Genomic DNA, 22,824 nt, shown 5'->3' on the forward strand with positions numbered 1-22,824 from the left:
CCGGTGAGTTGATGCAGAGTGTGGCGGAACGCAAGTTCCGCCCGCTTTTTGCCGTTCACCCCTTGCACCTCTCCTGAATTCTTTCTGGACCCATGCCTTCTTCGCGCGATATCGCCAATAGTGTCAGCCCAGATCTGAGCAGCCTGCGTGACGCTTTGCGGGCATTGGCCGCGCGTGCCGGCATCAGCGATGGCTTCGAGGATCCAGCCAATGATCCGGTGCGCCTGATCTGGCGCCTGGTGCGCCTGATGGATCAGCAACTGCGCGAGAAGGACCGCCTTTCGCTGGCCCTAGATAACCGTCACGATGGTCTGTGGGACTGGGACTTGCGTAGTGGCCAGTGTTTCCTGAGCGAACTCTGGAAGCATGGGCTGGGTTATGTCGACGGCGAATTCGGTAATCGCCGTGAGGATTGGGAGGCGCTGATCCATCCCGAGGATGCGCCGCAGGTGCGTGAGCGTATCGATCTGCATCTGGTGGGCGGCAGCGAAGATTTTGAGGCCGAATATCGCTTGCGAGCCCGCGACGGTGACTGGCGCTGGATTTCCACCCACGGCAGGGTCGTGTCGCGCAGTGCGGATGGTCAGGCGGTGCGTGTGGTGGGTATCCACCGCAACGTGACCGAGCGCAAGGGTTGGGAGCTCGAGATGCTGCGCGCCAAGGAGGCCGCCGAATCCGCCAGCCGCGCCAAGGGCGACTTTCTTGCCAACATGAGCCACGAAATCCGCACCCCGATGAACGGCATCATCGGCATGACGGATCTGGCGCTTGATACCCAGCTCGACGCGGAGCAACGTGGCTATCTGCAGACGGTGAAAAACTCCGCCGATTCGCTGCTGGCCATCATCAACGACATCCTGGACTTCTCCAAGATCGAAGCCGGCAAGCTGGAGCTTGAGGACATCGAGTTCTCATTGCCGGCCGTGATCTCGGATACCTTCAAGGCGCTGGCCCTGCGCGGTCACCAGAAAGGCCTTGAACTGGTGTTCGGCATTCAGCCGGATACCCCGCATGTGCTGCGTGGCGATCCGAATCGCCTGCGCCAGATCCTGATGAATCTGCTTGGCAATGCGATCAAATTTACCGAGCAGGGCGAAGTCGAGGTTTCGGTGCGCTGCGTGCTGCGCGAGGGAGCGCATGTGCGCCTGCAGTTCGATGTGCGTGATACCGGCATCGGTATTGCCCAGGCCAAGCAGGGCGAGGTGTTCGGTGCCTTCTCGCAGGCTGATACCTCCACCACGCGCCGCTACGGCGGCACCGGCCTTGGTCTGGCGATCTGCAAGCGCCTGGTCGAACTGATGCGTGGCCGCATCTGGCTGCAGAGTGAGCCGGCGCGGGGTAGCACCTTCTCTTTCACCATCGAGGTGGGGGCGGTACGAGAAGCCGTGCAGGCCGAGCGGGTGGATCCGCGTTATGCACGCATGAACGCGCTGGTGGTGGAAGACAATCCGTCGGCCGCCCGAGAGATGACGGCCAACCTGCAGCGCTGGGGCTTTAGCGTGGATCTTGCCAGGAGTGGTGAGGAAGCCGAGGCCTTGCTCCAGCAAGCGGCCAAGAGCGGCTTCCCCTTCGATGTGATGCTGGTCGACGCCAATATGCCGGATCCGGCCGGCTTTGCTTTGCCCGCTTATTTTCACGGTGAGGGGGCGAGCTGCGAGCGTATCGTCATGCTGCTCACCTCCGATAGCCAGCGCAATGATTCAGCGCGCTGCCGCCAGTTCGGCATCAAGGCCAATATCGTTAAGCCCGTGTCCTCCTTCGATCTGCTGGATGCCCTGCGCCTCGTGCTGACCCAGGAGCAGCCTGAATCCGCTCTGGAGCTGGCTGAGTTCCAGATCGACGAAAGCCTCCTCAAGGCTAGCCCGCAGGCACCCAGGAGCAAAGCGGTGCTGCTGGTGGAGGATAACCCTGTCAATCAGACGGTTGCCACCAAAATTCTGCAGCGCGCCGGCTACGAAGTCGTGCCAGCGGGTGATGGGCAGGAGGCGCTGGACTGGTTCGAAAAGCGTCGCTTCGATCTGATTCTGATGGATGTGCAGATGCCGGTGCTGGGGGGGATCGAGGCGACCAAGGCAATCCGGGCGCGCGAGGCGCGGCGCAGTTGGGCGATGTCCGGGCGTTGGGAAGTAACGCCGATCATCGCCATGACGGCACACGTGATGCAAGGCGATCGTGAGCGCTGCCTCGAAGCTGGTATGGACGATTATGTGTCCAAGCCTATTCAGCCCTCCGAACTGTTTGCTGCCATAGAGCGAGTGACTCGGCGTTTCGAGTCCACCGATTTTGAAGGCAATCTGAATGCGCTCGATGAACCCAGCAGCCCTATCGATCCGGAGGGAGGCGTTGCCGATCTGGGACAGACCCGGGCACTGCTTGATGGCGATGAGGCTTCGGTGCACAGCCTGATCGAGATTTTTCTGGGCGATTACTCGCGCAACTGCAGCAAGCTAGAGGAAGCGGCTGCACGCAGCGATGCCAAAACGCTGTATACCGTGGCGCATTCTTTGAAGTCCTCGGTCGGCGTTTTTGGTGCAGTGATCGCGGCAGACGCGGCGCAAAGGGTGGAGCAGGCGGGGCGTCGCGGTGACCTGGAAAAAGCGCTGCAGGCCTTGCCGGAACTCTTGACGGAGCTCTCCCGTGTGGCGGCCTATCTGCGTAGCCAACTGCCGGATCCGGGCGCCTGAAAACGCCTCCGTAGCTACTTTTGCGTTGCGGAAAGGCCTGATTTCAGGCTACAATTGGCAAAATTTGCAAGCGGGACTCGTCTGGAAAGACGGGTCCCGTTTTTCACGTCGGACCCATCGACCAGGCCCCTCACCCCGCGGTGAACAGGCGGCCGGACCGAGGGTCCGATTTCACAGGAATCCAGGAGTAATCGATGACGGAAACCCTTTACGCCCTTCTTGCCCTTGCCGACGGCACCGTGTTTCAAGGGCAGGGCATTGGCGCCGTGGGCAAAAGCGTCGGCGAGGTGGTGTTCAACACCGCCATCACCGGCTATCAGGAAATCCTCACCGACCCCTCCTACACCCGCCAGATTGTCACGCTGACCCATCCTCACATCGGCAACGTGGGCGTAAACAAGGAAGACTGTGAAGCAGGCAAGGTGTACGCCGCGGGTCTGGTGATCCGCGATCTGCCTTTGCTGGTATCGAACTTCCGCTCCGAGCAGACCCTGGATGCCTACATGAAGGCTGAAAATGTGGTCGGCATTGCCGGGATCGATACCCGCAAGCTGACGCGCATCCTGCGCGAGAAGGGCGCCCAGGCGGGTTGCCTGATCACCGCGTCGAGCCAGAAAGAACTCAACGCCGAAGCGGCCATTGCTGCTGCACGTGCCTTCCCGGGCTTGGCCGGCATGGACCTGGCCAAGGTCGTGACGACCGAGCGGTCTTATCCCTGGACTTCCGGTGAGTGGAAGCTGGGGCAGGGTTTCGTTGAGCAAAGTGAAGCGAAGTACCATGTGGTGGCTTACGACTTCGGCGTCAAGCGCAACATCCTGCACATGCTGGCTGAGCGCGGCTGCAAGCTCACCGTGGTGCCGGCGCAGACCTCTGCGGCCGAAGTGCTCAAGCTGGATCCGGACGGCGTCTTCTTCTCGAATGGCCCAGGCGATCCTGAACCCTGCGACTATGCTATTGCTGCTGCCCGCGAGTTCCTTGAGCGCAAGCTGCCGACCTTCGGCATCTGTCTGGGTCACCAGATCATGGGCCTGGCTGCCGGTGCGAAGACCCTGAAGATGAAGTTCGGCCACCATGGCGCCAACCATCCGGTCAAGGATCTGGATTCCGGTCGTGTGCTGATCACCAGCCAGAACCACGGCTTCGCGGTGGATGAGAAGACCCTGCCGGCCAATGTGCGCGTCTCTCATGTGTCGCTGTTCGACGGCAGCCTGCAGGGCATGGCCTGGACCGACCGCCCGGCGCTGTGCTTCCAGGGCCACCCGGAGGCCAGCCCCGGCCCGCACGATGTGGCCTATCTCTTTGATCGCTTTATCGATCTGATGGCGGCTGCCGGCAAGTAAAACGGAATCCATGTCGGGTGCAACCAGCAGGCTGCACTCCAAACGTAACGAAATTCAGGTGTTGATATGCCCAAGCGGACAGACATTCAATCCATCCTCATCATTGGTGCCGGCCCGATCATCATCGGTCAGGCCTGTGAGTTCGATTATTCCGGTGCCCAGGCCTGCAAGGCCCTGCGTGACGAAGGTTACAAGGTCATCCTGGTCAACTCGAATCCGGCCACGATCATGACCGATCCGAACATGGCCGACGTGACCTACATCGAGCCGATCACCTGGCAGGTGCTTGAGCGCATCATTGAGAAGGAACGTCCGGATGCCGTGCTGCCGACCATGGGGGGCCAGACTGCGCTGAATGCGGCGCTGGATCTGTGGCGCAATGGTGTGCTCGACAAGTACAAGGTCGAGCTGATCGGCGCTACGCCGGAAGCCATCGACAAGGCTGAAGACCGCCAGAAGTTCAAGCTGGCCATGGAAAAGATCGGCCTTGAGTCCGCTCGCTCGGGCATTGCCCACAGCATGGAGGAGGCTCTGGCCGTGCAGGCGCAGGTTGGCTTCCCGGCCATCATCCGTCCCTCCTTCACGATGGGTGGCACGGGCGGTGGCATTGCCTACAACATCGAAGAGTTCAACGAAATCTGCACTCGCGGTCTGGATCTCTCGCCGACCCGCGAACTGCTGATTGAAGAGTCGCTGCTGGGCTGGAAGGAATTCGAGATGGAGGTCGTGCGCGACAAACACGACAACTGCATCATCGTCTGTTCGATCGAAAACCTTGATCCGATGGGTGTGCATACCGGTGATTCGATCACCATCGCCCCGGCCCAGACCCTGACCGACCGTGAATACCAGATCATGCGTAACGCCTCGGTGGCGGTGCTGCGCGAGATCGGTGTGGATACCGGCGGCTCGAACGTACAGTTCTCGGTTAATCCGGCGGATGGTCGCCTGATCGTGATCGAGATGAATCCCCGCGTGTCGCGTTCCTCGGCACTCGCTTCGAAGGCGACTGGTTTCCCGATCGCCAAGGTGGCAGCCAAGTTGGCTGTGGGCTTCACGCTGGACGAGCTCAAGAACGATATTACCGGCGGTGCGACACCGGCCTCGTTCGAGCCGTCGATCGACTACATCGTTACCAAGATTCCGCGTTTTGCTTTCGAGAAGTTCCCGCAGGCACCGGATCGCCTGACGACCCAGATGAAGTCGGTGGGTGAAGTGATGGCCATGGGCCGTACCTTCCAGGAGTCCTTCCAGAAGGCCCTGCGTGGTCTGGAGGTTGGCGCCTATGGCCTCGATGAAGTCGAATGTGATCGCGAAGAGCTGGAGCACGAGCTCGCCAGTCCTGGCGCCGAGCGCATCTGGTATGTGGGGCAGGGCTTCCGCGAAGGCATGAGCCGCGACGAACTGCACAGCCTGACCAAGATCGATCCGTGGTTCCTGGCTCAGATCGAAGACATCGTATTGACCGAAAAGAGCCTGGCCGGCCGCTCGCTGAAGAGCCTTGATGCGGCCTCCCTGCGCGTGCTCAAGCGCAAAGGCTTCTCCGATCGTCGTCTGGCCAAGCTGCTTGGCGCGGATGAGACGGCTGTGCGTCTCTACCGTCATGCCCAGGGCGTGCGTCCGGTCTACAAGCGTGTCGATACCTGCGCGGCCGAGTTCGCGTCGAGCACTGCCTACATGTACTCCTGCTACGACGAAGAGTGCGAATCGCAGCCTTCCGACAAGAAGAAGATCATGGTGCTGGGCGGTGGCCCGAACCGTATCGGTCAGGGCATCGAGTTTGACTACTGCTGCGTACATGCCGCGCTGGCCATGCGCGAAGACGGCTACGAGACCATCATGGTCAATTGCAATCCGGAGACCGTGTCGACCGACTACGACACTTCGGACCGCCTGTACTTCGAGCCTCTGACCCTGGAAGACGTGCTGGAAGTCGTGGCGCTTGAGAAACCGGTCGGCGTGATCGTACAGTTTGGCGGCCAGACCCCGCTGAAATTGGCGCGTGAGCTGGAAGCCAATGGTGTGCCGATCATTGGCACCTCGCCGGACATGATCGATGCGGCCGAAGACCGTGAGCGCTTCCAGAAGCTGCTGCACGATCTGGGTCTGCGTCAGCCGCCCAACCGTACGGCACGCAATGAAGCAGATGCGATCCGTCTCGCGGCCGAGATCGGCTACCCGCTGGTGGTGCGTCCGAGCTATGTGCTGGGTGGTCGCGCCATGGAAATCGTGCACGAGCAGAAGGATCTCGAGCGCTACATGCGCGATGCCATCAAGGTTTCGAACGATTCACCGGTGCTGCTGGACCGCTTCCTGAACGACGCGACCGAAATCGATGTGGATGCTCTGTCCGACGGCACTCAGGTGATCATCGGCGGCATCATGCAGCATATTGAACAGGCCGGCGTGCACTCGGGCGACTCCGCCTGCTCGCTGCCGCCCTACACCCTGTCGGCCGAGCTGCAGGACGAGTTGCGTCGTCAGACCGAACTGATGGCGCGTGGCCTCAGCGTATGTGGCTTGATGAACGTGCAGTTCGCGATCCAGGGTCAGGGTGACAATGCGGTGGTGTATGTACTGGAAGTGAATCCGCGCGCCTCGCGTACGGTGCCCTTCGTTTCCAAAGCCTGCTCGTTGCCGCTGGCCAAGATTGCCGCGCGCTGCATGGCCGGCCAGAGCCTCGCTTCACAAGGCGTGACGCGCGAAATCGTGCCGCCGTATTACTCGGTGAAGGAGGCGGTCTTCCCGTTCAACAAGTTCCCGGGCGTGGACACCATTCTCGGGCCGGAAATGAAGTCGACAGGCGAAGTCATGGGGGTTGGCAAAACCTTTGCTGAAGCCTTCGTGAAGAGCCAACTGGCGGCGGGTACCCGTTTGCCGTCCTCGGGCACGGCTTTCATCAGCGTCAAGCAGACTGACCGAGCCAAAGCCGTCGAGGTGGCGCGCGAGCTGGTTGATCTGGGCTTCAAGGTGGTGGCGACCAAGGGTACGGCTGGCTACCTGCATGACGCTGGTGTTAGTGCTGTTACTGCCGTGAACAAGGTTGGCGAAGGCCGCCCGCACATCGTGGACATGATCAAGAACAACGAGATTGCGCTGATCATCAATACGGTGGAAGAGAAGCGCCAGGCGATCGCCGACTCGCGCTCGATCCGCACTTCGGCGCTGGCTGCCAAGGTGACGGTATTTACCACGATTGAAGGTGCGCGCGCCGCTTGTATCGGTATCCGCCACATCAATGACCTCGAACCCTATTCGCTGCAGGAACTGCACGCGCAGCTGGGCTGATTGCGATGATCAAGACTCCTCTGACCCTGAATGGCGCGGAATTGCTGCGCACCGAACTCCATCGCCTGAAAACGGTGGAGCGCCCCAGTGTGATCGCTGCGATTGCCGAAGCGCGTTCGCATGGCGATCTGTCTGAAAACGCTGAATACGATGCAGCCAAGGAACGCCAAGGCTTCGTTGAAGGCCGTATTGCTGAAGTCGAAAGCAAGCTGTCTACCGCGCAGATTATTGATCCGAAGCTGCTGGATGCTGACGGCCGCTGCGTGTTTGGTGCCACCATCGATCTGGAAGATCTCGATACGAACAAGCGCGTGATCTACCAGATCGTGGGTGAAGACGAAGCCGATCTGAAAGCGGGCAAGATTTCGATCAACTCGCCGATTGCACGTGCGCTGGTTGGCAAGTTCGCCGGTGACGTGGCCGAAGTTCAGGCCCCGGGCGGTGTGCGCGAATACGAAATCATCGAAGTCCGTTACATCTGAGCCTCATGTCGCGTCTGGCTGAATCCCTCTTTGCGCTTGCGATCACCCTGTGGGTGGGGGCGCTGTGGGCAATCGGTTACATCTCGGCCCCGGTGCTGTTCGCTTCCGTTGCAGACACAGGTTTTGCCGGATCGCTTGCTGGCAAACAGTTTGCCATTGTGGCTTGGCTCGGCATCGGTTGCGGTCTCTACCTGATAGCCTATCTGCTGTTCCGTGAAGGCCTGAAGGCGTTCAAGGGCGTGCTGTTGTGGCTGGTTCTGCTGATGCTGCTGCTGACGTTGGCCGGCCATTTTGGTGTGACGCCAGTGGTTGAAAAACTGCGTCTTGATCCTGCCCGCGAGGTTGTTGAAAGTGTGGTGCGCAGCCGGTTTGCGACTTGGCATGGGATCGCCAGCCTGCTCTGGATGATCCAGAGTGTGCTGGGTGTGGCATTGGTGACTCAGGTCGTGCGCAAATGAAAAAGGCCGGCATTGCCGGCCTTTGTGCGTGTGTTACAAAGTGACTCAACGCGCGCTTTTGCGGGTACGGCTGCTGCCGGCAGAAGGCTTGCGGTAACGCGTTTCCGGTGCGCCAGCCATCGATTTGCGCGGTGCATTGCTGGTGGTTGGGCGACCGGGGCGCTTGTCGAAAGCCACTTCCTGGCTGGCTTTCTTGCTGCGCGAAGGGCGCTTGGGCAGGGCCACAGGCTTCACAACATGGAGTTCCGGGTTCAGGCGGAAAACAACCAGCAGCTTGCCGATGTTTTGCACGGCTGCGCAGTCGAGCTTGCTGCAGATCTCCAGCAGATAGGCGGCGCGGGCTTCGCGGTCGTCGCCATAGACGCGGATCTTGATCAGTTCGTGGGCCTTGAGGGCTACGTCGATTTCTTTCAGGACGTTGGCTGTCAGGCCGTTGCCGGCAATGCTGACGACGGGGTCCAGGTGGTGGGCACGGGCACGCAGATCGCGGCGCACGGCAGGGCTAAGTTCTTGCATGCTATTGAATAATCCTCACTAAAGTTGAATTGTAGTGCCATGAAGCCCAGCAAGACCAGCAAGTCCTGGATGCAGGAACACGTGAATGACCCTTGGGTGCAGAAGGCCAAGGCCGCCGGTTATCGTGCGCGTGCCGCTTTCAAGTTGCTGGAGGTCGACAAGAAAGATCGTCTGCTCAAGCCCGGCATGGTGGTCGTTGACCTCGGTTCGGCCCCCGGATCGTGGTCCCAGATCGCGGGCCCCAAGGTGAAGCCGGGAGGCGAACTCTTCGCGCTCGATATCCTGCCGATGGAGGCACTGCCGGACGTTACCTTCCTGCAAGGCGACTTCCGAGAGGAGTCGGTGCTGGCCGAGTTTGAAAAACTGCTGGCCGGGCGGGCTGTGGACCTTGTTTTGTCCGATATGGCCCCCAATATGTCCGGTAATGCGGTCAGTGACGACGGGCGCATGATGTATCTCGCCGAACTGGCGCTCGAATTCTCTCGTGATCATCTGCGCCCCGGTGGCAACATGCTGATCAAGGTGTTTCAGGGGGCTGGTTTCACGGAATATCGTGCGGAGATGCAGAAAACTTTCCGTAGCGTGGTTTCGCGCAAGCCCGAAGCCTCGCGTGATCGTAGTGCCGAGGTGTATCTGCTGGGGCTGGATAAAAAGCCCTGATCTATGGGCGCCATTGTTTGCCGGAGGGAACGTTCGGCCATAGAATGGGTCCAGAGTAACGTATGCCCTGCCTTCCCCACAGGGCTTTTCAGGAGTTGCCTTGAATAACAGCGTCTTCAAGAATCTCGCGATCTGGTTGGTGGTCGGCGTCGTGCTGCTCACCGTTTTCAACCAGTTCAGCGGTCGCCAGGCTCAGCAGAATTCCATGGAATATTCGGTATTCATGGAGGAGGCCAAAGCAGGTCGGGTCACCAAGGCCCAGGTTGATGGCCGTACGGTCAAGGCCGTGACTCAGGAAGGTCGTCAGGTCACGATTTCCACTCCGGGCATCCAGGATCCCTGGATGGTTTCCGATCTAATGAAGTACGGCGTGCAGGTCTCGGCCAAGCAGGAAGAAGAACAGTCCTGGTTGTTGAGCATGCTGTTCAACATGTTGCCGGTGCTGCTGATGGTCGGCGTATGGATCTTCTTCATGCGCCAGATGCAAGGCGGTGGCAAGGGCGGCGCGTTCTCGTTTGGCAAGAGCAAGGCCCGCATGCTGGATGAGTCAGCCAATTCGATCACCTTTGCCGATGTGGCCGGTTGTGATGAGGCCAAGGAAGAAGTGGCGGAGCTCGTTGAGTTCCTGCGCGACCCTTCCAAATTCCAGAAGCTGGGCGGGCGGATTCCGAAGGGCGTGCTGATGGTGGGCTCGCCGGGTACTGGTAAGACCCTGCTGGCCAAGGCTATTGCAGGTGAGGCCAAGGTGCCTTTCTTCAGTATTTCGGGTTCGGACTTCGTCGAAATGTTCGTCGGTGTCGGTGCGGCCCGCGTGCGCGACATGTTTGAAAATGCCAAGAAAGCAGCTCCCTGCATCATCTTCATTGATGAAATCGACGCTGTGGGTCGTCAGCGCGGTGCAGGTCTTGGTGGCGGCAATGATGAGCGTGAGCAGACCCTGAACCAGATGCTGGTCGAGATGGATGGTTTTGAAGGCAATTCCGGTGTGATCGTGATTGCCGCCACCAACCGCCCGGATGTGCTGGATCCGGCGCTGTTGCGTCCGGGTCGCTTTGACCGTCAGGTCACCGTGCCGCTGCCGGACATTCGTGGTCGCGAGCAGATTCTCAAGGTGCACATGCGCAAGGTGCCGGTGGCACCTGACGTGGATCCGATGGTTCTTGCGCGTGGTACGCCCGGTATGGCCGGTGCCGATCTGGCCAATCTGGTGAACGAAGCAGCGCTTTTTGCCGCACGCAGCAATAAGCGTCTGGTGGATATGGATGATTTTGAGCGCGCCAAGGACAAGATCTTCATGGGCGCCGAGCGCAAATCCATGGTGATCTCGCCGGAAGAAAAGAAGGCCACGGCTTATCACGAGTCGGGGCATGCGATCATCGGATCCTTGCTGCCGGGATGCGATCCGGTACACAAAGTGACGGTGATTCCGCGCGGTCGCGCGCTTGGCGTTACCTGGTCTTTGCCGGAAAAAGACCGCAACAGCTTGTATCAGGACCAGATGCTGGCCCAGATCAGCATGCTGTTTGGTGGTCGTGTTGCAGAGGATCTGTTTGTCGGCAAGGTGTCGACCGGGGCTTCGAACGATTTCGAGCGTGCGACTTCGATTGCGCGTGACATGGTGACCCGCTACGGCATGTCCGACGAACTGGGACCGATGGTGTATGCCGAGAATGACGGCGAAGTGTTCCTCGGCCGTTCGGTGACCACGCACAAGAACGTCTCCGAGGCGACCCTGCAGAAGGTGGACAAGGAAATCCGTCGCATCATCGACGAGCAGTACGCGTTGGCTGAGCGTCTGCTGCGCGAGCACAGCGACAAGGTGGAAGCCATGACGGCTGCGCTGCTGGAATGGGAAACCATTGATGCCGAGCAGATCAAGGACATCATGGCGGGACGCCCTCCGCGTGCTCCTAAGCCGCCGGCGGGTTTGCAGCCTCCCCGGCAGGATGAAGGCCCGGGTGCGGAGCCTAATGCTGCGGCCCCTGCAGCTTGAGCCTGGCCCACGTTCTACCAAGCCCCGCTGCGGCGGGGCTTTTTCTTTCTGAAGGAAGCCAACAGATGGACGCTGTCTCTCGCACTTGGCAGTGCGGAAAGTTCCGCCTCAATCTTGATCTGCCGATGATCATGGCGATCATCAACATGACGCCTGACTCCTTTTCCGGTGACGGTCTGTCGGGTTCCGTCGGCGCAGCTTTGCGCCAGGCTGAGAAAGCCCTGCGGGATGGCGCTGGTATTCTGGATGTGGGGGGTGAATCCACCCGGCCCGGGGCCGAGGCAGTTGGTGAGCAGGAGGAACTGGACAGGGTGATTCCCGTCCTTGAGGCTCTGGTCGCCCTGGATGTGCCGGTTTCGGTTGATACGCTCAAGCCCGCGGTGATGCGCGCGGCGATTGCCGCCGGGGTGGCCATCGTAAATGACATCAATGCGCTACGCGCACCAGGTGCTGTGGAGACCGTGGCAGCCAGTTCGGCTGGCGTGTGCCTGATGCATATGCAGGGCGAGCCACGCAGCATGCAGGAGGCGCCTGCCTATACCGAGGTTGTGGATGAGGTAGAGGCTTTTCTTTTGCAACGCCTTGCAGTGCTTGAGGCAGCAGGAGTTGCTGCTGCGCGTATCTCGCTAGACCCTGGCTTCGGTTTTGGCAAGACGCTTGCCCATAATCTGGAGCTGTTCCGCAGCCTGCCGCGCCTGGCCGCTCATGGTTTGCCGTTGCTGGTCGGAGTGTCACGCAAGCGCATGCTGGGCGAGATTACAGGTCGGGCTGTTGATCAGCGGGTGCCTGCCGCAATTACGGCGGCTGCGCTGGCAGCGCAGCGCGGTGCGGCCATTCTGCGGGTGCATGATGTGGCGGCTACGCGCGATGCTCTCGCCATGTGGGCTGCAATTGACGCAGATCGCCTTTCGGCCTATTGAGCAGCAATGGCCGGGCAGGCACAATCCCGGCCCACGGACAAGGAGACAGGCATGGCACGCAAATATTTCGGCACCGACGGGGTGCGTGGTCAAGTAGGGTGCAGCCCCATCACCCCGGATTTCGTCATGCGTCTGGGTTACGCCGCCGGCAAAACCCTGGCCGCGCGTGGCAAATTGCCGCCAGGGGAGCAGCCTGCCGTGCTGATCGGTAAGGACACCCGGATTTCCGGTTACATGCTGGAGGCGGCGTTGGAGGCCGGTTTTGCGGCTGCGGGCGTGCACGTGATTCTGGCTGGACCGATTCCTACACCGGCCGTGGCCTATCTGACGCGTGCATTGCGTCTCCAGGCCGGGGTGGTGATTTCCGCTTCCCACAATCCTTACTACGATAACGGCATCAAGTTCTTCTCTGCCTCCGGCACCAAGTTGCCCGATGCGCTCGAGGAAGAAATCGAGGCTCATCTTGATGAGCCGATGGGATGCGCCGAGTCGGCCGAATTGGGGCGTGCTCGCCGCATCGATGATGCGGCTGGCCGCTACATCGAGTTCTGCAAGAGCACTTTTCCAAATGATCTGGACTTGCGTGGTCTGAAAATCGCGTTGGATTGTGCCAACGGCGCTGCCTATCATATCGCGCCGAAGGTTTTTCACGAGTTGGGCGCAGATGTGATCAGCGTCGGGGTCAGCCCGAACGGCCTGAATATCAACGAAGGTGTCGGGGCTACGGCGCCTGCCAGTTTGCGCGAGGCTGTACTGAAGAGTGGCGCAGATCTTGGTGTTGCACTGGATGGTGATGGTGATCGCGTACTGATGTGTGATCACTCCGGCGAACTCTACGATGGCGACAAGTTGCTGTATGTGATTGCTCGTGCACAGAAGCGTGAAGGTCGGCTGGAGGGCGTCGTCGGTACGCTTATGAGCAACCTTGGCTTCGAACATGCTGTTGCTCGCCTGGGCGCCGGTTTCGTGCGTGCCAAGGTGGGGGATCGCTATGTCCTGGAGCAGTTGCTCGAGCATGGTTACAAGCTGGGTGGCGAGAACTCTGGCCATGTCATCTGCCTTGATCGCCACACGACGGGCGACGGCATCATCTCGGCGCTGCAGGTGCTGGCGGCTTTGCGTCTCGCTGATGAAACCCTGCCACAGGCATGCTCGGATCTGGTTTTCTATCCTCAGCGACTGATCAATGTGCGCATGAAAGCTGGCTTTGACTGGAAGGTCGATCAAGGCATTGCAGCCGCGCAGAAGGCGGCCGAGGCAGAGTTGGGAAGTGAGGGCAGGGTGTTGCTGCGCCCCTCAGGTACAGAGCCACTGCTGCGTGTGCTGGTCGAGGGAGCTGATGGCGAAAAGGTCGAACGCCTGGCCAGGCTGATTGCTGAAGCGGTGCGCGAGGCCGTTGAATAAGCTTTTGTTGCCTGTAGCACAGTTGTAACAAACCATTCATATACTGCGCGGGTTGGTTCTGGTCCAACTCAATCAGGAGATTGCGATGAATGGTTTCAAACTGGCCGCGATGGCCGTGGTCTTGGCTGCAGGCTTCAATTCGCTGGGCGCTTACGCTCAGAACGTGATCAAGATCGACGGCTCCTCGACCGTTTTCCCGATTTCCGAGGCCGCTGCTGAGGACTTCCAGAAGCTCAAGAAGGGCGCTGTGAAGGTGACCGTGGGGATGTCCGGTACTGGTGGTGGTTTCAAGAAATTCTGTGCAGGCGAAGCCTCCCTGCGTACCGATGTTTCCAATGCTTCGCGTCCGATCACGGCCGCCGAGATGGCGGCCTGCAAGGCTTCTGGTGTCAAGTACATCGAACTGCCGATCGCTTTCGATGCGCTGACCGTGGTGGTTGCCAAGAACAGCCCGATTTCCAGTATTACTGTTGAAGAGCTGAAGAAAATCTGGGAGCCGGCCGCTCAAGGGAAAGTGACCAACTGGAAGCAGGTGAATGCGTCCTTCCCTGACCGAGCCCTCAAGCTCTACGGTCCGGGCACCGACTCCGGTACCTTCGAATATTTCACCGAAGCCACCGTTGGCAAGGCCAAGTCCTCGCGTGGTGACTACACCGCTTCGGAAGACGATAACGTGCTGGTGCAGGGCGTGTCCCGTGACCAAGGTGGGTTGGGGTACTTTGGTTACGCCTATTACGCTGAGAACACTGACAAGCTCAAGGCTGTTGCTGTGTCTGCCGGCGGCAAGCCGGGCGTGCTGCCTTCCGAGAAGTCTGTGATTGACGGTAGCTACGTGCCCCTGTCCCGTCCGATCTTCGTCTATGTGAATGCCGAAGCCGCCAAGCGTCCGGATGTGAAGGAGTTTGTTGAGTTCTATCTGAAGAATGCTGGCAAGTTCTCTCGCGAGGTTAAGTACGTGCCGCTGTCTGATGCCGACTATAAGCACGCGCTGGATAACTTTGGCAAGGGCCGTACAGGTACTGCTTTCGGCGGGCATAACGAGATCGGTGTGAAGATTTCCGATCTGCTCAAGCGCGATCCGAAGGAATAAACGCTCTGTGATCAAGCCCCGGTGGATCTGCTTGTGCAGGTCTTCCGGGGCTTTTTGATGAATTGATGGTTCTGGCTTGGTACACTCGAATGATTCAGACGGCCGTAGCAGAGAGTGAGAACAGCATGGGTGGGGTGAGTGATCGACTCAAGCGCAGCAGGGTGCGCAATCTCAAGGAAACCGGGGTCGAAGCCCTCCTGTTTCTGGCTGCCTTCATCTCCGTATTCGTCACCCTCGGGATTGTTTATATCCTCGTCAGCGAATCGCTGGCGTTCTTCCGGCATGTTTCCCTGCTGGATTTCCTGACTGACCGCCAGTGGACGCCGCTCTTCGATGATGCTCACTACGGCATCATGGTGCTGATTTCAGGCACACTGACCAGTTCGGTCGTGGCGTTGGCAGTAGCCCTGCCGATCGGAACGGTGATTGCTATCTATCTTTCCGAATTTGCTACCTTCCGCGTGCGCGAGATGGCCAAGCCGGTGCTGGAGTTGCTGGGGGGGGTGCCAACGATTGTGTTTGGTTACTTCGCCCTGATTACGGTGACGCCACTGTTGCAGAAGATTTATCCCGATTTACCCGGTTTCAACATCCTTTCTGCTGGTTTGGTCATGGGTGTGATGATCATTCCTTACGTCAGTTCGCTGTCCGAAGATGCCATGCGCGCAGTGCCAATGAGTTTGCGCGAGGGCGCCTATGCCATGGGTTCGACGCGATTGCAGACAGCGTTGCGTGTGGTTTTTCCGGCGGCTTTCTCTGGTGTGGCCTCTGCTTACGTGCTTGCCATTTCGCGCGCTGTCGGCGAGACCATGATCGTGACCGTGGCCTCCGGCAGCCAGCCGAATCTGACCTTCAACCCTGCAGAGTCGGCAATGACGTTGGCTTCCTATATTGCAGGCGTGTCGCAAGGGGATCTGCCGCACGATTCCATTGGCTACCAGACGATTTTTGCTGCCGGCCTGACCCTGTTCGTCCTCACCCTGCTGTTGAATATTGTGGGTCACTGGATGCGCAAGAAGTATCGCGAGGTGTATTGAGATGCAAGAGAACGATCTGCAGGCTATTCGTAGCCTGATTGCGCGCCACAAGAGACTGGACTGGTTGTTTGCAGTCTTTGGTATCGCCTGTCTGATGCTGGGCGTGCTGACCTTGACATCCCTGTTTGTTGATATGTGGATGACCGGGGCTGAGCGACTCCATCCGGATTTTCTGACCAATTTCCCCTCTCGTCGGGCAGGGCAGGCCGGCATCCTCGCGGCTTGGGTGGGATCCCTGCTGGTGATGCTGGTGACGGCAGCGGTGGCCATCCCCCTGGGCGTTGCTGCCGGGGTTTACCTCGAAGAATATGCCCCCAAGAACTGGCTAACCGACATCATCGAGATCAATGTTTCCAACTTGGCAGGGGTTCCGTCCATCGTCTATGGCCTGCTGGGGCTTGGGATGTTTGTCTACACCTTCGGTCTCGGACGCAGCATCCTGACAGCTGGCTTGACGCTGGCTCTACTGATCCTGCCTGTGGTGATCGTGGCAACCCGTGAAGCGATCCGTGCGATTCCTCAGATGATTCGCGAAGGGGCGTATGCCTGTGGCGCTACGACCTGGCAGACCGTGCGTGATCACATCGTCCCGTATTCCAGTCCCGGCATTCTGACTGGTGTGATCATCGGCATGGCGCGCGCCATTGGTGAGACTGCGCCACTGATCGTCGTAGGCGCTGTGACTTTCATTGCCTATCTTCCGCCCGCACCGTTGTCCGGAGATCCAGCCGCCGGTTTGTTCGACTGGGCTCAGGCCGCTTTTACCGTGTTGCCGATCCAGATGTTCAACTGGACCTCCCGCCCCGATGTGGCGTTTCATGCCAATGCAGCTGCAGCAGGCTTGGTGTTGGTCGGCATGACCCTCGCGATGAATGCTGTCGCAATCTGGTTGCGCTATCGCCTGCGCAAGAACATCAAGTGGTAAGTCCTTCTGGATACCCAGCCCGAACTCCCTCGAGAGAATGATCATGACGCTGAACACCTCCCCTGAACGTATCAAGGCTGAAGTCAAAGGCTTTAATTTCCACTACGGAGCCTTTCACGCACTCAAGAACATCAACATGCCGATTCACGAGCGCAAGGTCACCGCGCTGATCGGCCCCTCCGGTTGCGGCAAGTCCACCCTGTTGCGGTCATTTAATCGCATGCACGATCTGTATCCGGGTAATCGCTACCAAGGCGAGATTCGTTTGCATCCGGACAACACCAATCTGCTTGATCAGGCGGTTGATCCGATCGAGGTGCGCATGCGCATCTCTATGGTGTTCCAGAAGCCTAACCCCTTCCCGAAATCGATTTATGAAAACGTCGCCTACGGCCTGCGCGTACGTGGCGAACGCAGTCGCGCGGTGATTGACGAGAAGGTCGAGCAGGCGTTGCGTGGGGCCGCGCTGTGGGATGAGGTCAAGGACAGGCTCAACAGCTTGGGGGCAAACCTCTCCGGTGGTCAGCAGCAACGCTTATGCATTGCGCGTGCATTGGCAACCGATCCCGAAATCATTCTGTTTGATGAGCCTACTTCCGCTCTTGATCCTATTGCTACAGCCAGCATCGAAGAGCTTGTAACGGAACTCAAGAACAAGGTCACGATCCTGATCGTGACGCATAACATGCAGCAGGCTGCACGAGTATCCGATTACACCGCCTACATGTATCTGGGTGAGATGGTTGAGTTCGGGGTGACGGACCAGATGTTCATCAAGCCGCAGAAAAAACAGACTGAAGATTACATCACTGGGCGCTTTGGCTAAGGTTTACGCCATTCTCCGTTGACCGGTCATCTTGAGCTAGCTATAATCCTGTCTTTCCTCAAACGGCGTATCGCTTCCTCTTATGGGCAGCTTCTGGTTCAGTCTCCTGCTGGTGCTTCACATTCTTGTTGGGTGTGCGGTGATTGGCTTTGTGCTTCTGCAGCACGGCAAGGGTGCTGATATGGGTGCTGCTTTCGGTAGTGGTGCTTCTGGTAGTCTCTTTGGATCATCCGGGTCTGCGAACTTCCTCAGTCGCACGACTGCAATCCTGGCGACGGTGTTTTTTATTACCAGTCTTGCTTTGAGTTATTTCGCTTCGGCTGCTCGTCAGCCTGCGTCGCAGAGCCTGATGCAGGGTGTGGTGGTTCCGGCTGCGTCAGCGCCGGCTGCCTCAGGGCAGGATGTACCAAAGTAAGTCTGTAAAAAAATAGAATAAGGTGGTTAGGGTGGTGTATATCCACCTATAATCCACAGCAGTTTAGTAGTGCCGACGTGGTGAAATTGGTAGACACGCCATCTTGAGGGGGTGGTGGCGCAAGCCGTATGAGTTCGAGTCTCATCGTCGGCACCAGAGAGAATGAAACGCCCGCTTTGATGCGGGCGTTTTGCAATGAGCAGTCTTCCCACCCCAGAGGAAGCATGATGCTGAATAATTATTTTCCGGTTCTGCTCTTTATCGCAGTTGGTCTTGCTGTTGGTGTTGCACCAATGATGTTGGGCCGTCTGCTTGGTCCCCATAGACCTGATCCGCAAAAGCTCACGCCCTATGAGTGCGGATTCGAGCCCTTCGAAGAAGCGCGTATGCGCTTCGACGTACGCTACTATCTGATCGCAATTCTCTTCATTTTGTTTGACCTTGAGGTGGCTTTTCTGCTGCCTTGGGCTTCCATCGTGAAAGAGCTGGCTGGCAACGAGGCTGTTCGCTTGTTCGGTTTTTACGAAATGTTCGTGTTTTTGGGCATTCTCGTGATCGGTTACGTGTACGTCTGGAAGAAAGGCGCGCTCGACTGGGAATAATCCCGCTCGACACGCATTCCGGACGCCTTACTCTTTGAGGGGCGCTCTGTGAGCATCGAAGGTGTATTTCGCGAAGGCTTCGTCACGACGTCGCTGGATGCCGTCATCAACTGGACGCGCACCGGTTCCTTGTGGCCGATGACTTTTGGTCTTGCTTGCTGTGCTGTGGAAATGATCCATGCCGGCTGTTCCCGTTACGACCTGGATAGATTCGGCGTTGTATTTCGCCCGAGTCCGCGTCAGTCTGATCTGATGATCGTTGCTGGCACGCTGTGTAACAAGATGGCGCCTGCCTTGCGCCGCGTTTACGATCAGATGGCTGAACCGCGCTGGGTGATCTCCATGGGCTCCTGTGCCAACGGCGGCGGTTATTACCACTATTCCTATTCCGTGGTGCGTGGTTGCGACCGAATCGTGCCGGTAGACGTCTATGTGCCGGGCTGTCCGCCTACTGCAGAAGCACTGATTTACGGCATTCTGCAATTGCAGAATAAGATTCGTCGCACCAATACCATTGCGCGTGAAGGAGTGGCTGCCTGATGAGCAAGCTTGAACGCCTGTCACAGGCGCTGCATCAGATTCTTGCTGGCCGGATACTCGCGCTCGAATCCGATCTCGGTGAGCTGACCCTGGACGTCAAGGCTGCGGACTATTTCGAGGTGGCTCGCATGTTGCGCGATCACTCCGAACTCGGTTTTGAGCAGTTGATCGATCTGGCCGGAGTTGATTATTCGGGCTATTGCGGCAGGCTGCAGCAGCCTCAGCGTTTTGCCGCGGTTTCCCATCTTTTGTCGGTGGCCAATAACTGGCGCTTGCGTCTGCGTGTGTATGCCGAGGGTGACGAATTTCCCCTAGTGCACTCACTGTGTGAAATCTGGCCGGCCGTGAGCTGGTTTGAGCGCGAAGCCTTCGATATGTTCGGCATCATGTTCGAAGGTCATCCGGATCTGCGCCGTATCCTCACGGATTACGGTTTTGTCGGCCATCCCTTCCGCAAGGATTTCCCTGTCTCGGGTTTCATGGAAATGACCTATGACAAGGAGCAGGGGCGGGTGGTCTATCAGCCGGTGAGTATCGAGCCGAGAGAAAATACGCCGCGCATTGTGCGCGAAGAGGCCTATGGAGGCGGTCGTGGCTGAAATCAAGAATTACACGATCAACTTCGGCCCGCAGCATCCGGCCGCACACGGTGTTTTGCGTCTGATTCTCGAGCTTTCCGGCGAAGTGGTCGAGCGCGCCGACCCGCATATCGGGCTGCTCCATCGCGGTACCGAGAAGCTTGCTGAAACGCGCACCTGGATTCAGTCTGTGCCCTACATGGATCGTCTCGATTACGTCTCCATGATGTGCAACGAGCATGCTTACTGCATGGCGATCGAGAAGTTGCTGGGTGTTGATGTGCCGCTGCGCGCTCAGTACATCCGTGTGATGTTCGATGAAATCACGCGTGTGCTGAACCATCTGCTCAATATTGGCACGCATGCGCTGGATGTCGGCGCCATGACCATGGTGCTGTACACCTTCCGCGAGCGCGAAGATCTCATGGATGCGTATGAGGCCGTTTCCGGCGCGCGCATGCATGCGGCTTACTACCGACCGGGCGGCGTTTATCGTGACCTGCCGGACCAGATGCCGAAGTATCAGGTCAACAAGTTCAAGGATGCCGCGACGGTCAAGAAGCTCAATGCCGCGCGCGAAGGCTCCTTGCTGGACTTCCTTGAGGACTTTACCAATCGTTTCCCTACCTATATCGATGAGTACGAAACCCTGCTGACGGACAACCGTATCTGGAAGCAGCGGACGGTTGGTGTTGGTGTGGTGTCGCCTGAGCGCGCTCTGGCACTGGGCTTTACTGGTCCGATGCTGCGTGGCTCCGGCATCGTGTGGGATCTGCGCAAGAAGCAGCCTTACGAAGTCTATGACCGTATGGACTTTGATATTCCGGTTGGCACCAACGGCGATTGTTACGACCGTTATCTGGTACGCATGGAAGAGATGCGTCAGAGCAACCGGATCATCAAGCAGTGTATTGACTGGTTGCGCAAGAATCCGGGGCCTGTCATTACGAGTAACCACAAGGTTGCGCCGCCGTCCCGCGAAAAGATGAAGAGCAACATGGAGGAGTTGATCCACCATTTCAAGCTCTTCACCGAAGGCATGCATGTGCCGGAAGGCCAGGTCTATGCGGGCGTCGAGCATCCCAAGGGCGAGTTCGGCGTGTATGCCGTTTCCGATGGCGCAAACAAACCCTGGCGACTGAAGCTGCGCGCCCCTGGATTTGCGCACCTCGCTGCGATGGATGAAATGGCCAAGGGTCACATGATTGCCGACGTTGTCGCCATCATCGGCACGATGGATATCGTGTTCGGTGAGATTGATCGATAAGAGATGAGCATGCTGAGCGCAGAATCACTGCAGTTGATTGACCGAGAAGTGGCCAAGTATCCGGCTGACCAGAAGCAGTCGGCGGTCATGGGAGCCTTGCGGATTGCCCAGACCGAAAAGCGTTGGCTTGCTCCGGAAACAATCGAGTTTGTCGCCAGTTACCTTGGCATGCCCGCGATGGCTGCTTATGAGGTGGCGAGTTTCTACAATATGTACGACCTTAAGCCGGTCGGCGCGCACAAGATCACGGTGTGTACCAATCTGCCCTGTGCGCTTTCCGGCGGCGTTGAGGCTGCGGAATATCTGCAGGAAAAGCTGGGAGTGGGTTTCAACGAAACCACGGCCGATGGCAAGTTCACCCTGAAGGAGGGTGAATGCATGGGGGCGTGCGGCGATGCGCCGGTCCTGTTGCACAACAATCACAAGATGTGTTGCCGCATGACGCGTGAGCAGATCGACAGCATGATCGAGGAGCTCTCCAAATGAGCGAGACCCGCTTGATCCTTGCCGATCTGAATGGTGACCGTACCTGGCGCCTGGCCGATTACATCCAGCGCGGTGGCTACGAGGCGCTGAAGAAGATCGTTGCCGAGAAAACCGCGCCGGATGACATCATCGGCGTACTGAAGGCCTCCAATCTTCGTGGTCGTGGCGGCGCCGGCTTTCCGACCGGTTTGAAGTGGAGCTTCATGCCCAAGGCCTACGTTGGCCCGAAGTATGTAGTCTGCAACTCGGATGAGGGCGAGCCTGGCACCTTCAAGGATCGCGACATCCTGCGTTACAACCCGCATGCGGTGATTGAAGGCATGATCATTGCCGGCTACACCATGGGCTGTGTGGCGGGCTACAACTATATTCACGGTGAGATCTTCGACGTCTATGAGCGATTCGAAGAGGCGCTGGCTGAAGCGCGCGCTGCCGGTTTGCTGGGTAGCAATATTCTTGGCTCGGATTTCAGCTTTGATCTGTTTGCCCACCATGGTTACGGTGCCTATGTTTGTGGTGAGGAGACCGGCTTGCTGGAGTCGCTGGAAGGCAAGAAAGGTCAGCCGCGCTTCAAGCCGCCTTTCCCCGCAAGTTTCGGCCTGTACGGCAAGCCCACCACGATCAACAACACCGAAACCTTTGCTTCGGTGCCTTTCATCCTGCGCATGGGCGGTGAGGCTTTCCTGAATCTGGGCAAGCCCAACAATGGCGGTACCAAAATCTTTTCGGTATCCGGGCATGTGAATCGACCGGGCAACTACGAGGTGCGTCTTGGTACGCCGTTCGCAGAACTACTGGAAATGGCCGGTGGCATGCGCGGTGGACGCAAGATCAAGGCGGTGATTCCTGGCGGCTCGTCGGCGCCGGTGATTCCGGGCGAGATCATGATGGATCTCACCATGGATTACGACGCCATCTCCAAGGCGGGGTCCATGCTCGGTTCCGGTGCGGTGATCGTCATGGATGAAACGACCTGTATGGTCAAGGCGCTGGAGCGTCTGTCCTACTTCTATTTCGAGGAATCCTGCGGTCAATGCACGCCTTGCCGTGAAGGCACGGGCTGGATGTACAAGATGATGCATCGCATTGAGAACGGCGAGGGCAGGGCAGAAGATCTAGCCTTGCTGGATAACGTGGCGGAGAACATCATGGGCCGGACGATCTGTGCGCTGGGCGATGCGGCAGCCATGCCGGTGCGTGGCTTCCTCAAGCACTATCGCGACGAATTCGCCTATCACATCGAACACAAGCGTTGCCTGGTTCCCGTTGAATTGCAACGGGAAGGCAGCCGGATTTACGTGCGCCAGGATTGA

Annotated in this window: 21 protein-coding genes and 1 tRNA gene; 21 read left to right on the forward strand and 1 reads right to left on the reverse strand. The window is 58.6% G+C overall.

All coding sequences use genetic code 11. The annotated features are described in order from the left end of the window. Window positions 1-92: 92 nt before the first annotated feature. The 5 genes from HJ583_RS06265 (at window position 93) to HJ583_RS06285 (ending at window position 8,252) form a co-directional block, all read left to right on the forward strand. Window positions 93-2,684: a PAS domain-containing hybrid sensor histidine kinase/response regulator gene (locus HJ583_RS06265; protein ID WP_170021096.1), complete on the forward strand. Its 2,592-nt coding sequence runs from the start codon at window positions 93-95 to the stop codon at window positions 2,682-2,684. Between the two features lie 194 nt (window positions 2,685-2,878). Next, window positions 2,879-4,024 (forward strand): glutamine-hydrolyzing carbamoyl-phosphate synthase small subunit, encoded by a 1,146-nt coding sequence (carA, locus tag HJ583_RS06270; RefSeq protein WP_170021097.1) that lies wholly within the window; start codon window positions 2,879-2,881, stop codon window positions 4,022-4,024. A gap of 66 nt (window positions 4,025-4,090) precedes the next feature. Beyond that, window positions 4,091-7,312 carry a carbamoyl-phosphate synthase large subunit gene (gene carB, locus HJ583_RS06275; protein ID WP_170021098.1) on the forward strand — a complete coding sequence of 1,074 codons (3,222 nt, stop codon included), beginning with the start codon at window positions 4,091-4,093 and terminating at the stop codon, window positions 7,310-7,312. A 5-nt stretch (window positions 7,313-7,317) separates the two neighbouring features. Further along, window positions 7,318-7,794, forward strand: a complete 477-nt coding sequence (gene greA, locus HJ583_RS06280; RefSeq protein WP_101943121.1) for a transcription elongation factor GreA — start codon at window positions 7,318-7,320, stop codon at window positions 7,792-7,794. Between the two features lie 5 nt (window positions 7,795-7,799). After that, the gene (locus HJ583_RS06285; RefSeq protein ID WP_170021099.1) at window positions 7,800-8,252 is read left to right on the forward strand and encodes a DUF4149 domain-containing protein; all 453 of its coding nucleotides are present in this window, start codon (window positions 7,800-7,802) and stop codon (window positions 8,250-8,252) included. A gap of 45 nt (window positions 8,253-8,297) precedes the next feature. Here the strand turns inward: HJ583_RS06285 and HJ583_RS06290 are convergent, their stop codons facing one another. Then, window positions 8,298-8,768 carry a YhbY family RNA-binding protein gene (locus HJ583_RS06290; protein ID WP_101943118.1) on the reverse strand — a complete coding sequence of 157 codons (471 nt, stop codon included), beginning with the start codon at window positions 8,766-8,768 and terminating at the stop codon, window positions 8,298-8,300. 39 nt (window positions 8,769-8,807) lie between these two features. Here HJ583_RS06290 and HJ583_RS06295 point away from each other — a divergent pair, with 39 nt between their 5' ends. From HJ583_RS06295 to nuoF, 16 genes are all read left to right on the forward strand, one after another. After that, complete coding sequence (locus tag HJ583_RS06295; protein ID WP_170021100.1) at window positions 8,808-9,428, forward strand: RlmE family RNA methyltransferase; 621 nt, start codon at window positions 8,808-8,810, stop codon at window positions 9,426-9,428. 100 nt (window positions 9,429-9,528) lie between these two features. Continuing rightward, a complete protein-coding gene (gene ftsH, locus HJ583_RS06300) occupies window positions 9,529-11,421 on the forward strand; it encodes an ATP-dependent zinc metalloprotease FtsH (protein WP_170021101.1) in 1,893 nt (630 codons plus the stop codon). 65 nt (window positions 11,422-11,486) lie between these two features. After that, complete coding sequence (folP, locus tag HJ583_RS06305) at window positions 11,487-12,341, forward strand: dihydropteroate synthase (RefSeq protein ID WP_170021102.1); 855 nt, start codon at window positions 11,487-11,489, stop codon at window positions 12,339-12,341. A gap of 51 nt (window positions 12,342-12,392) precedes the next feature. Further along, window positions 12,393-13,745 (forward strand): phosphoglucosamine mutase, encoded by a 1,353-nt coding sequence (glmM, locus tag HJ583_RS06310; protein ID WP_170021103.1) that lies wholly within the window; start codon window positions 12,393-12,395, stop codon window positions 13,743-13,745. A gap of 85 nt (window positions 13,746-13,830) precedes the next feature. Further along, complete coding sequence (locus tag HJ583_RS06315; protein WP_170021104.1) at window positions 13,831-14,835, forward strand: PstS family phosphate ABC transporter substrate-binding protein; 1,005 nt, start codon at window positions 13,831-13,833, stop codon at window positions 14,833-14,835. Between the two features lie 161 nt (window positions 14,836-14,996). Then, entirely contained in the window at window positions 14,997-15,872 is an 876-nt protein-coding gene (gene pstC / locus HJ583_RS06320) for a phosphate ABC transporter permease subunit PstC (protein ID WP_328824838.1), read from the forward strand. A 1-nt stretch (window position 15,873) separates the two neighbouring features. After that, window positions 15,874-16,797, forward strand: coding sequence for a phosphate ABC transporter permease PstA (pstA, locus tag HJ583_RS06325; protein WP_170021105.1), 924 nt, complete (start codon window positions 15,874-15,876; stop codon window positions 16,795-16,797). A 37-nt stretch (window positions 16,798-16,834) separates the two neighbouring features. After that, window positions 16,835-17,623, forward strand: a complete 789-nt coding sequence (pstB, locus tag HJ583_RS06330; RefSeq protein ID WP_170021106.1) for a phosphate ABC transporter ATP-binding protein PstB — start codon at window positions 16,835-16,837, stop codon at window positions 17,621-17,623. A gap of 82 nt (window positions 17,624-17,705) precedes the next feature. Then, window positions 17,706-18,038 (forward strand): preprotein translocase subunit SecG, encoded by a 333-nt coding sequence (gene secG, locus HJ583_RS06335; RefSeq protein ID WP_170021107.1) that lies wholly within the window; start codon window positions 17,706-17,708, stop codon window positions 18,036-18,038. A 71-nt stretch (window positions 18,039-18,109) separates the two neighbouring features. Next, a tRNA-Leu gene (locus HJ583_RS06340) sits at window positions 18,110-18,194 on the forward strand. Beyond that, window positions 18,167-18,640, forward strand: coding sequence for an NADH-quinone oxidoreductase subunit A (locus tag HJ583_RS06345; RefSeq protein WP_456243324.1), 474 nt, complete (start codon window positions 18,167-18,169; stop codon window positions 18,638-18,640). Before HJ583_RS06340 ends, HJ583_RS06345 begins: the two co-directional genes overlap by 28 nt. 48 nt (window positions 18,641-18,688) lie before the next feature. Further along, window positions 18,689-19,180: a NuoB/complex I 20 kDa subunit family protein gene (locus tag HJ583_RS06350; protein WP_101943104.1), complete on the forward strand. Its 492-nt coding sequence runs from the start codon at window positions 18,689-18,691 to the stop codon at window positions 19,178-19,180. Further along, window positions 19,177-19,779: an NADH-quinone oxidoreductase subunit C gene (locus HJ583_RS06355; protein ID WP_217423335.1), complete on the forward strand. Its 603-nt coding sequence runs from the start codon at window positions 19,177-19,179 to the stop codon at window positions 19,777-19,779. The genes HJ583_RS06350 and HJ583_RS06355 overlap by 4 nt, the downstream gene beginning before the upstream one ends. Beyond that, the gene (locus HJ583_RS06360; RefSeq protein ID WP_170021109.1) at window positions 19,772-21,025 is read left to right on the forward strand and encodes an NADH-quinone oxidoreductase subunit D; all 1,254 of its coding nucleotides are present in this window, start codon (window positions 19,772-19,774) and stop codon (window positions 21,023-21,025) included. Before HJ583_RS06355 ends, HJ583_RS06360 begins: the two co-directional genes overlap by 8 nt. 9 nt (window positions 21,026-21,034) lie before the next feature. Further along, complete coding sequence (gene nuoE / locus HJ583_RS06365) at window positions 21,035-21,511, forward strand: NADH-quinone oxidoreductase subunit NuoE (protein WP_170021110.1); 477 nt, start codon at window positions 21,035-21,037, stop codon at window positions 21,509-21,511. Further along, a complete protein-coding gene (gene nuoF, locus HJ583_RS06370; RefSeq protein WP_170021111.1) occupies window positions 21,508-22,824 on the forward strand; it encodes an NADH-quinone oxidoreductase subunit NuoF in 1,317 nt (438 codons plus the stop codon). The genes nuoE and nuoF overlap by 4 nt, the downstream gene beginning before the upstream one ends.

Source organism: Uliginosibacterium aquaticum (genome assembly GCF_012972705.2).
Lineage (GTDB): Bacteria > Pseudomonadota > Gammaproteobacteria > Burkholderiales > Rhodocyclaceae > Uliginosibacterium > Uliginosibacterium aquaticum.

Excerpts from the sequence above, each read along its gene's own strand:
- HJ583_RS06265 (WP_170021096.1), top strand. The coding sequence starts at position 93 with ATGCCTTCTTCGCGCGATATCGCCAATAGTGTCAGCCCAGATCTGAGC.
- carA (WP_170021097.1), top strand. The coding sequence starts at position 2,879 with ATGACGGAAACCCTTTACGCCCTTCTTGCCCTTGCCGACGGCACCGTG.
- carB (WP_170021098.1), top strand. The coding sequence starts at position 4,091 with ATGCCCAAGCGGACAGACATTCAATCCATCCTCATCATTGGTGCCGGC.
- greA (WP_101943121.1), top strand. The coding sequence starts at position 7,318 with ATGATCAAGACTCCTCTGACCCTGAATGGCGCGGAATTGCTGCGCACC.
- HJ583_RS06285 (WP_170021099.1), top strand. The coding sequence starts at position 7,800 with ATGTCGCGTCTGGCTGAATCCCTCTTTGCGCTTGCGATCACCCTGTGG.
- HJ583_RS06290 (WP_101943118.1), bottom strand. The coding sequence starts at position 8,768 with ATGCAAGAACTTAGCCCTGCCGTGCGCCGCGATCTGCGTGCCCGTGCC.
- HJ583_RS06295 (WP_170021100.1), top strand. The coding sequence starts at position 8,808 with ATGAAGCCCAGCAAGACCAGCAAGTCCTGGATGCAGGAACACGTGAAT.
- folP (WP_170021102.1), top strand. The coding sequence starts at position 11,487 with ATGGACGCTGTCTCTCGCACTTGGCAGTGCGGAAAGTTCCGCCTCAAT.
- glmM (WP_170021103.1), top strand. The coding sequence starts at position 12,393 with ATGGCACGCAAATATTTCGGCACCGACGGGGTGCGTGGTCAAGTAGGG.
- HJ583_RS06315 (WP_170021104.1), top strand. The coding sequence starts at position 13,831 with ATGAATGGTTTCAAACTGGCCGCGATGGCCGTGGTCTTGGCTGCAGGC.
- pstA (WP_170021105.1), top strand. The coding sequence starts at position 15,874 with ATGCAAGAGAACGATCTGCAGGCTATTCGTAGCCTGATTGCGCGCCAC.
- pstB (WP_170021106.1), top strand. The coding sequence starts at position 16,835 with ATGATCATGACGCTGAACACCTCCCCTGAACGTATCAAGGCTGAAGTC.
- secG (WP_170021107.1), top strand. The coding sequence starts at position 17,706 with ATGGGCAGCTTCTGGTTCAGTCTCCTGCTGGTGCTTCACATTCTTGTT.
- HJ583_RS06345 (WP_456243324.1), top strand. The coding sequence starts at position 18,167 with ATGAGTTCGAGTCTCATCGTCGGCACCAGAGAGAATGAAACGCCCGCT.
- nuoE (WP_170021110.1), top strand. The coding sequence starts at position 21,035 with ATGCTGAGCGCAGAATCACTGCAGTTGATTGACCGAGAAGTGGCCAAG.
- nuoF (WP_170021111.1), top strand. The coding sequence starts at position 21,508 with ATGAGCGAGACCCGCTTGATCCTTGCCGATCTGAATGGTGACCGTACC.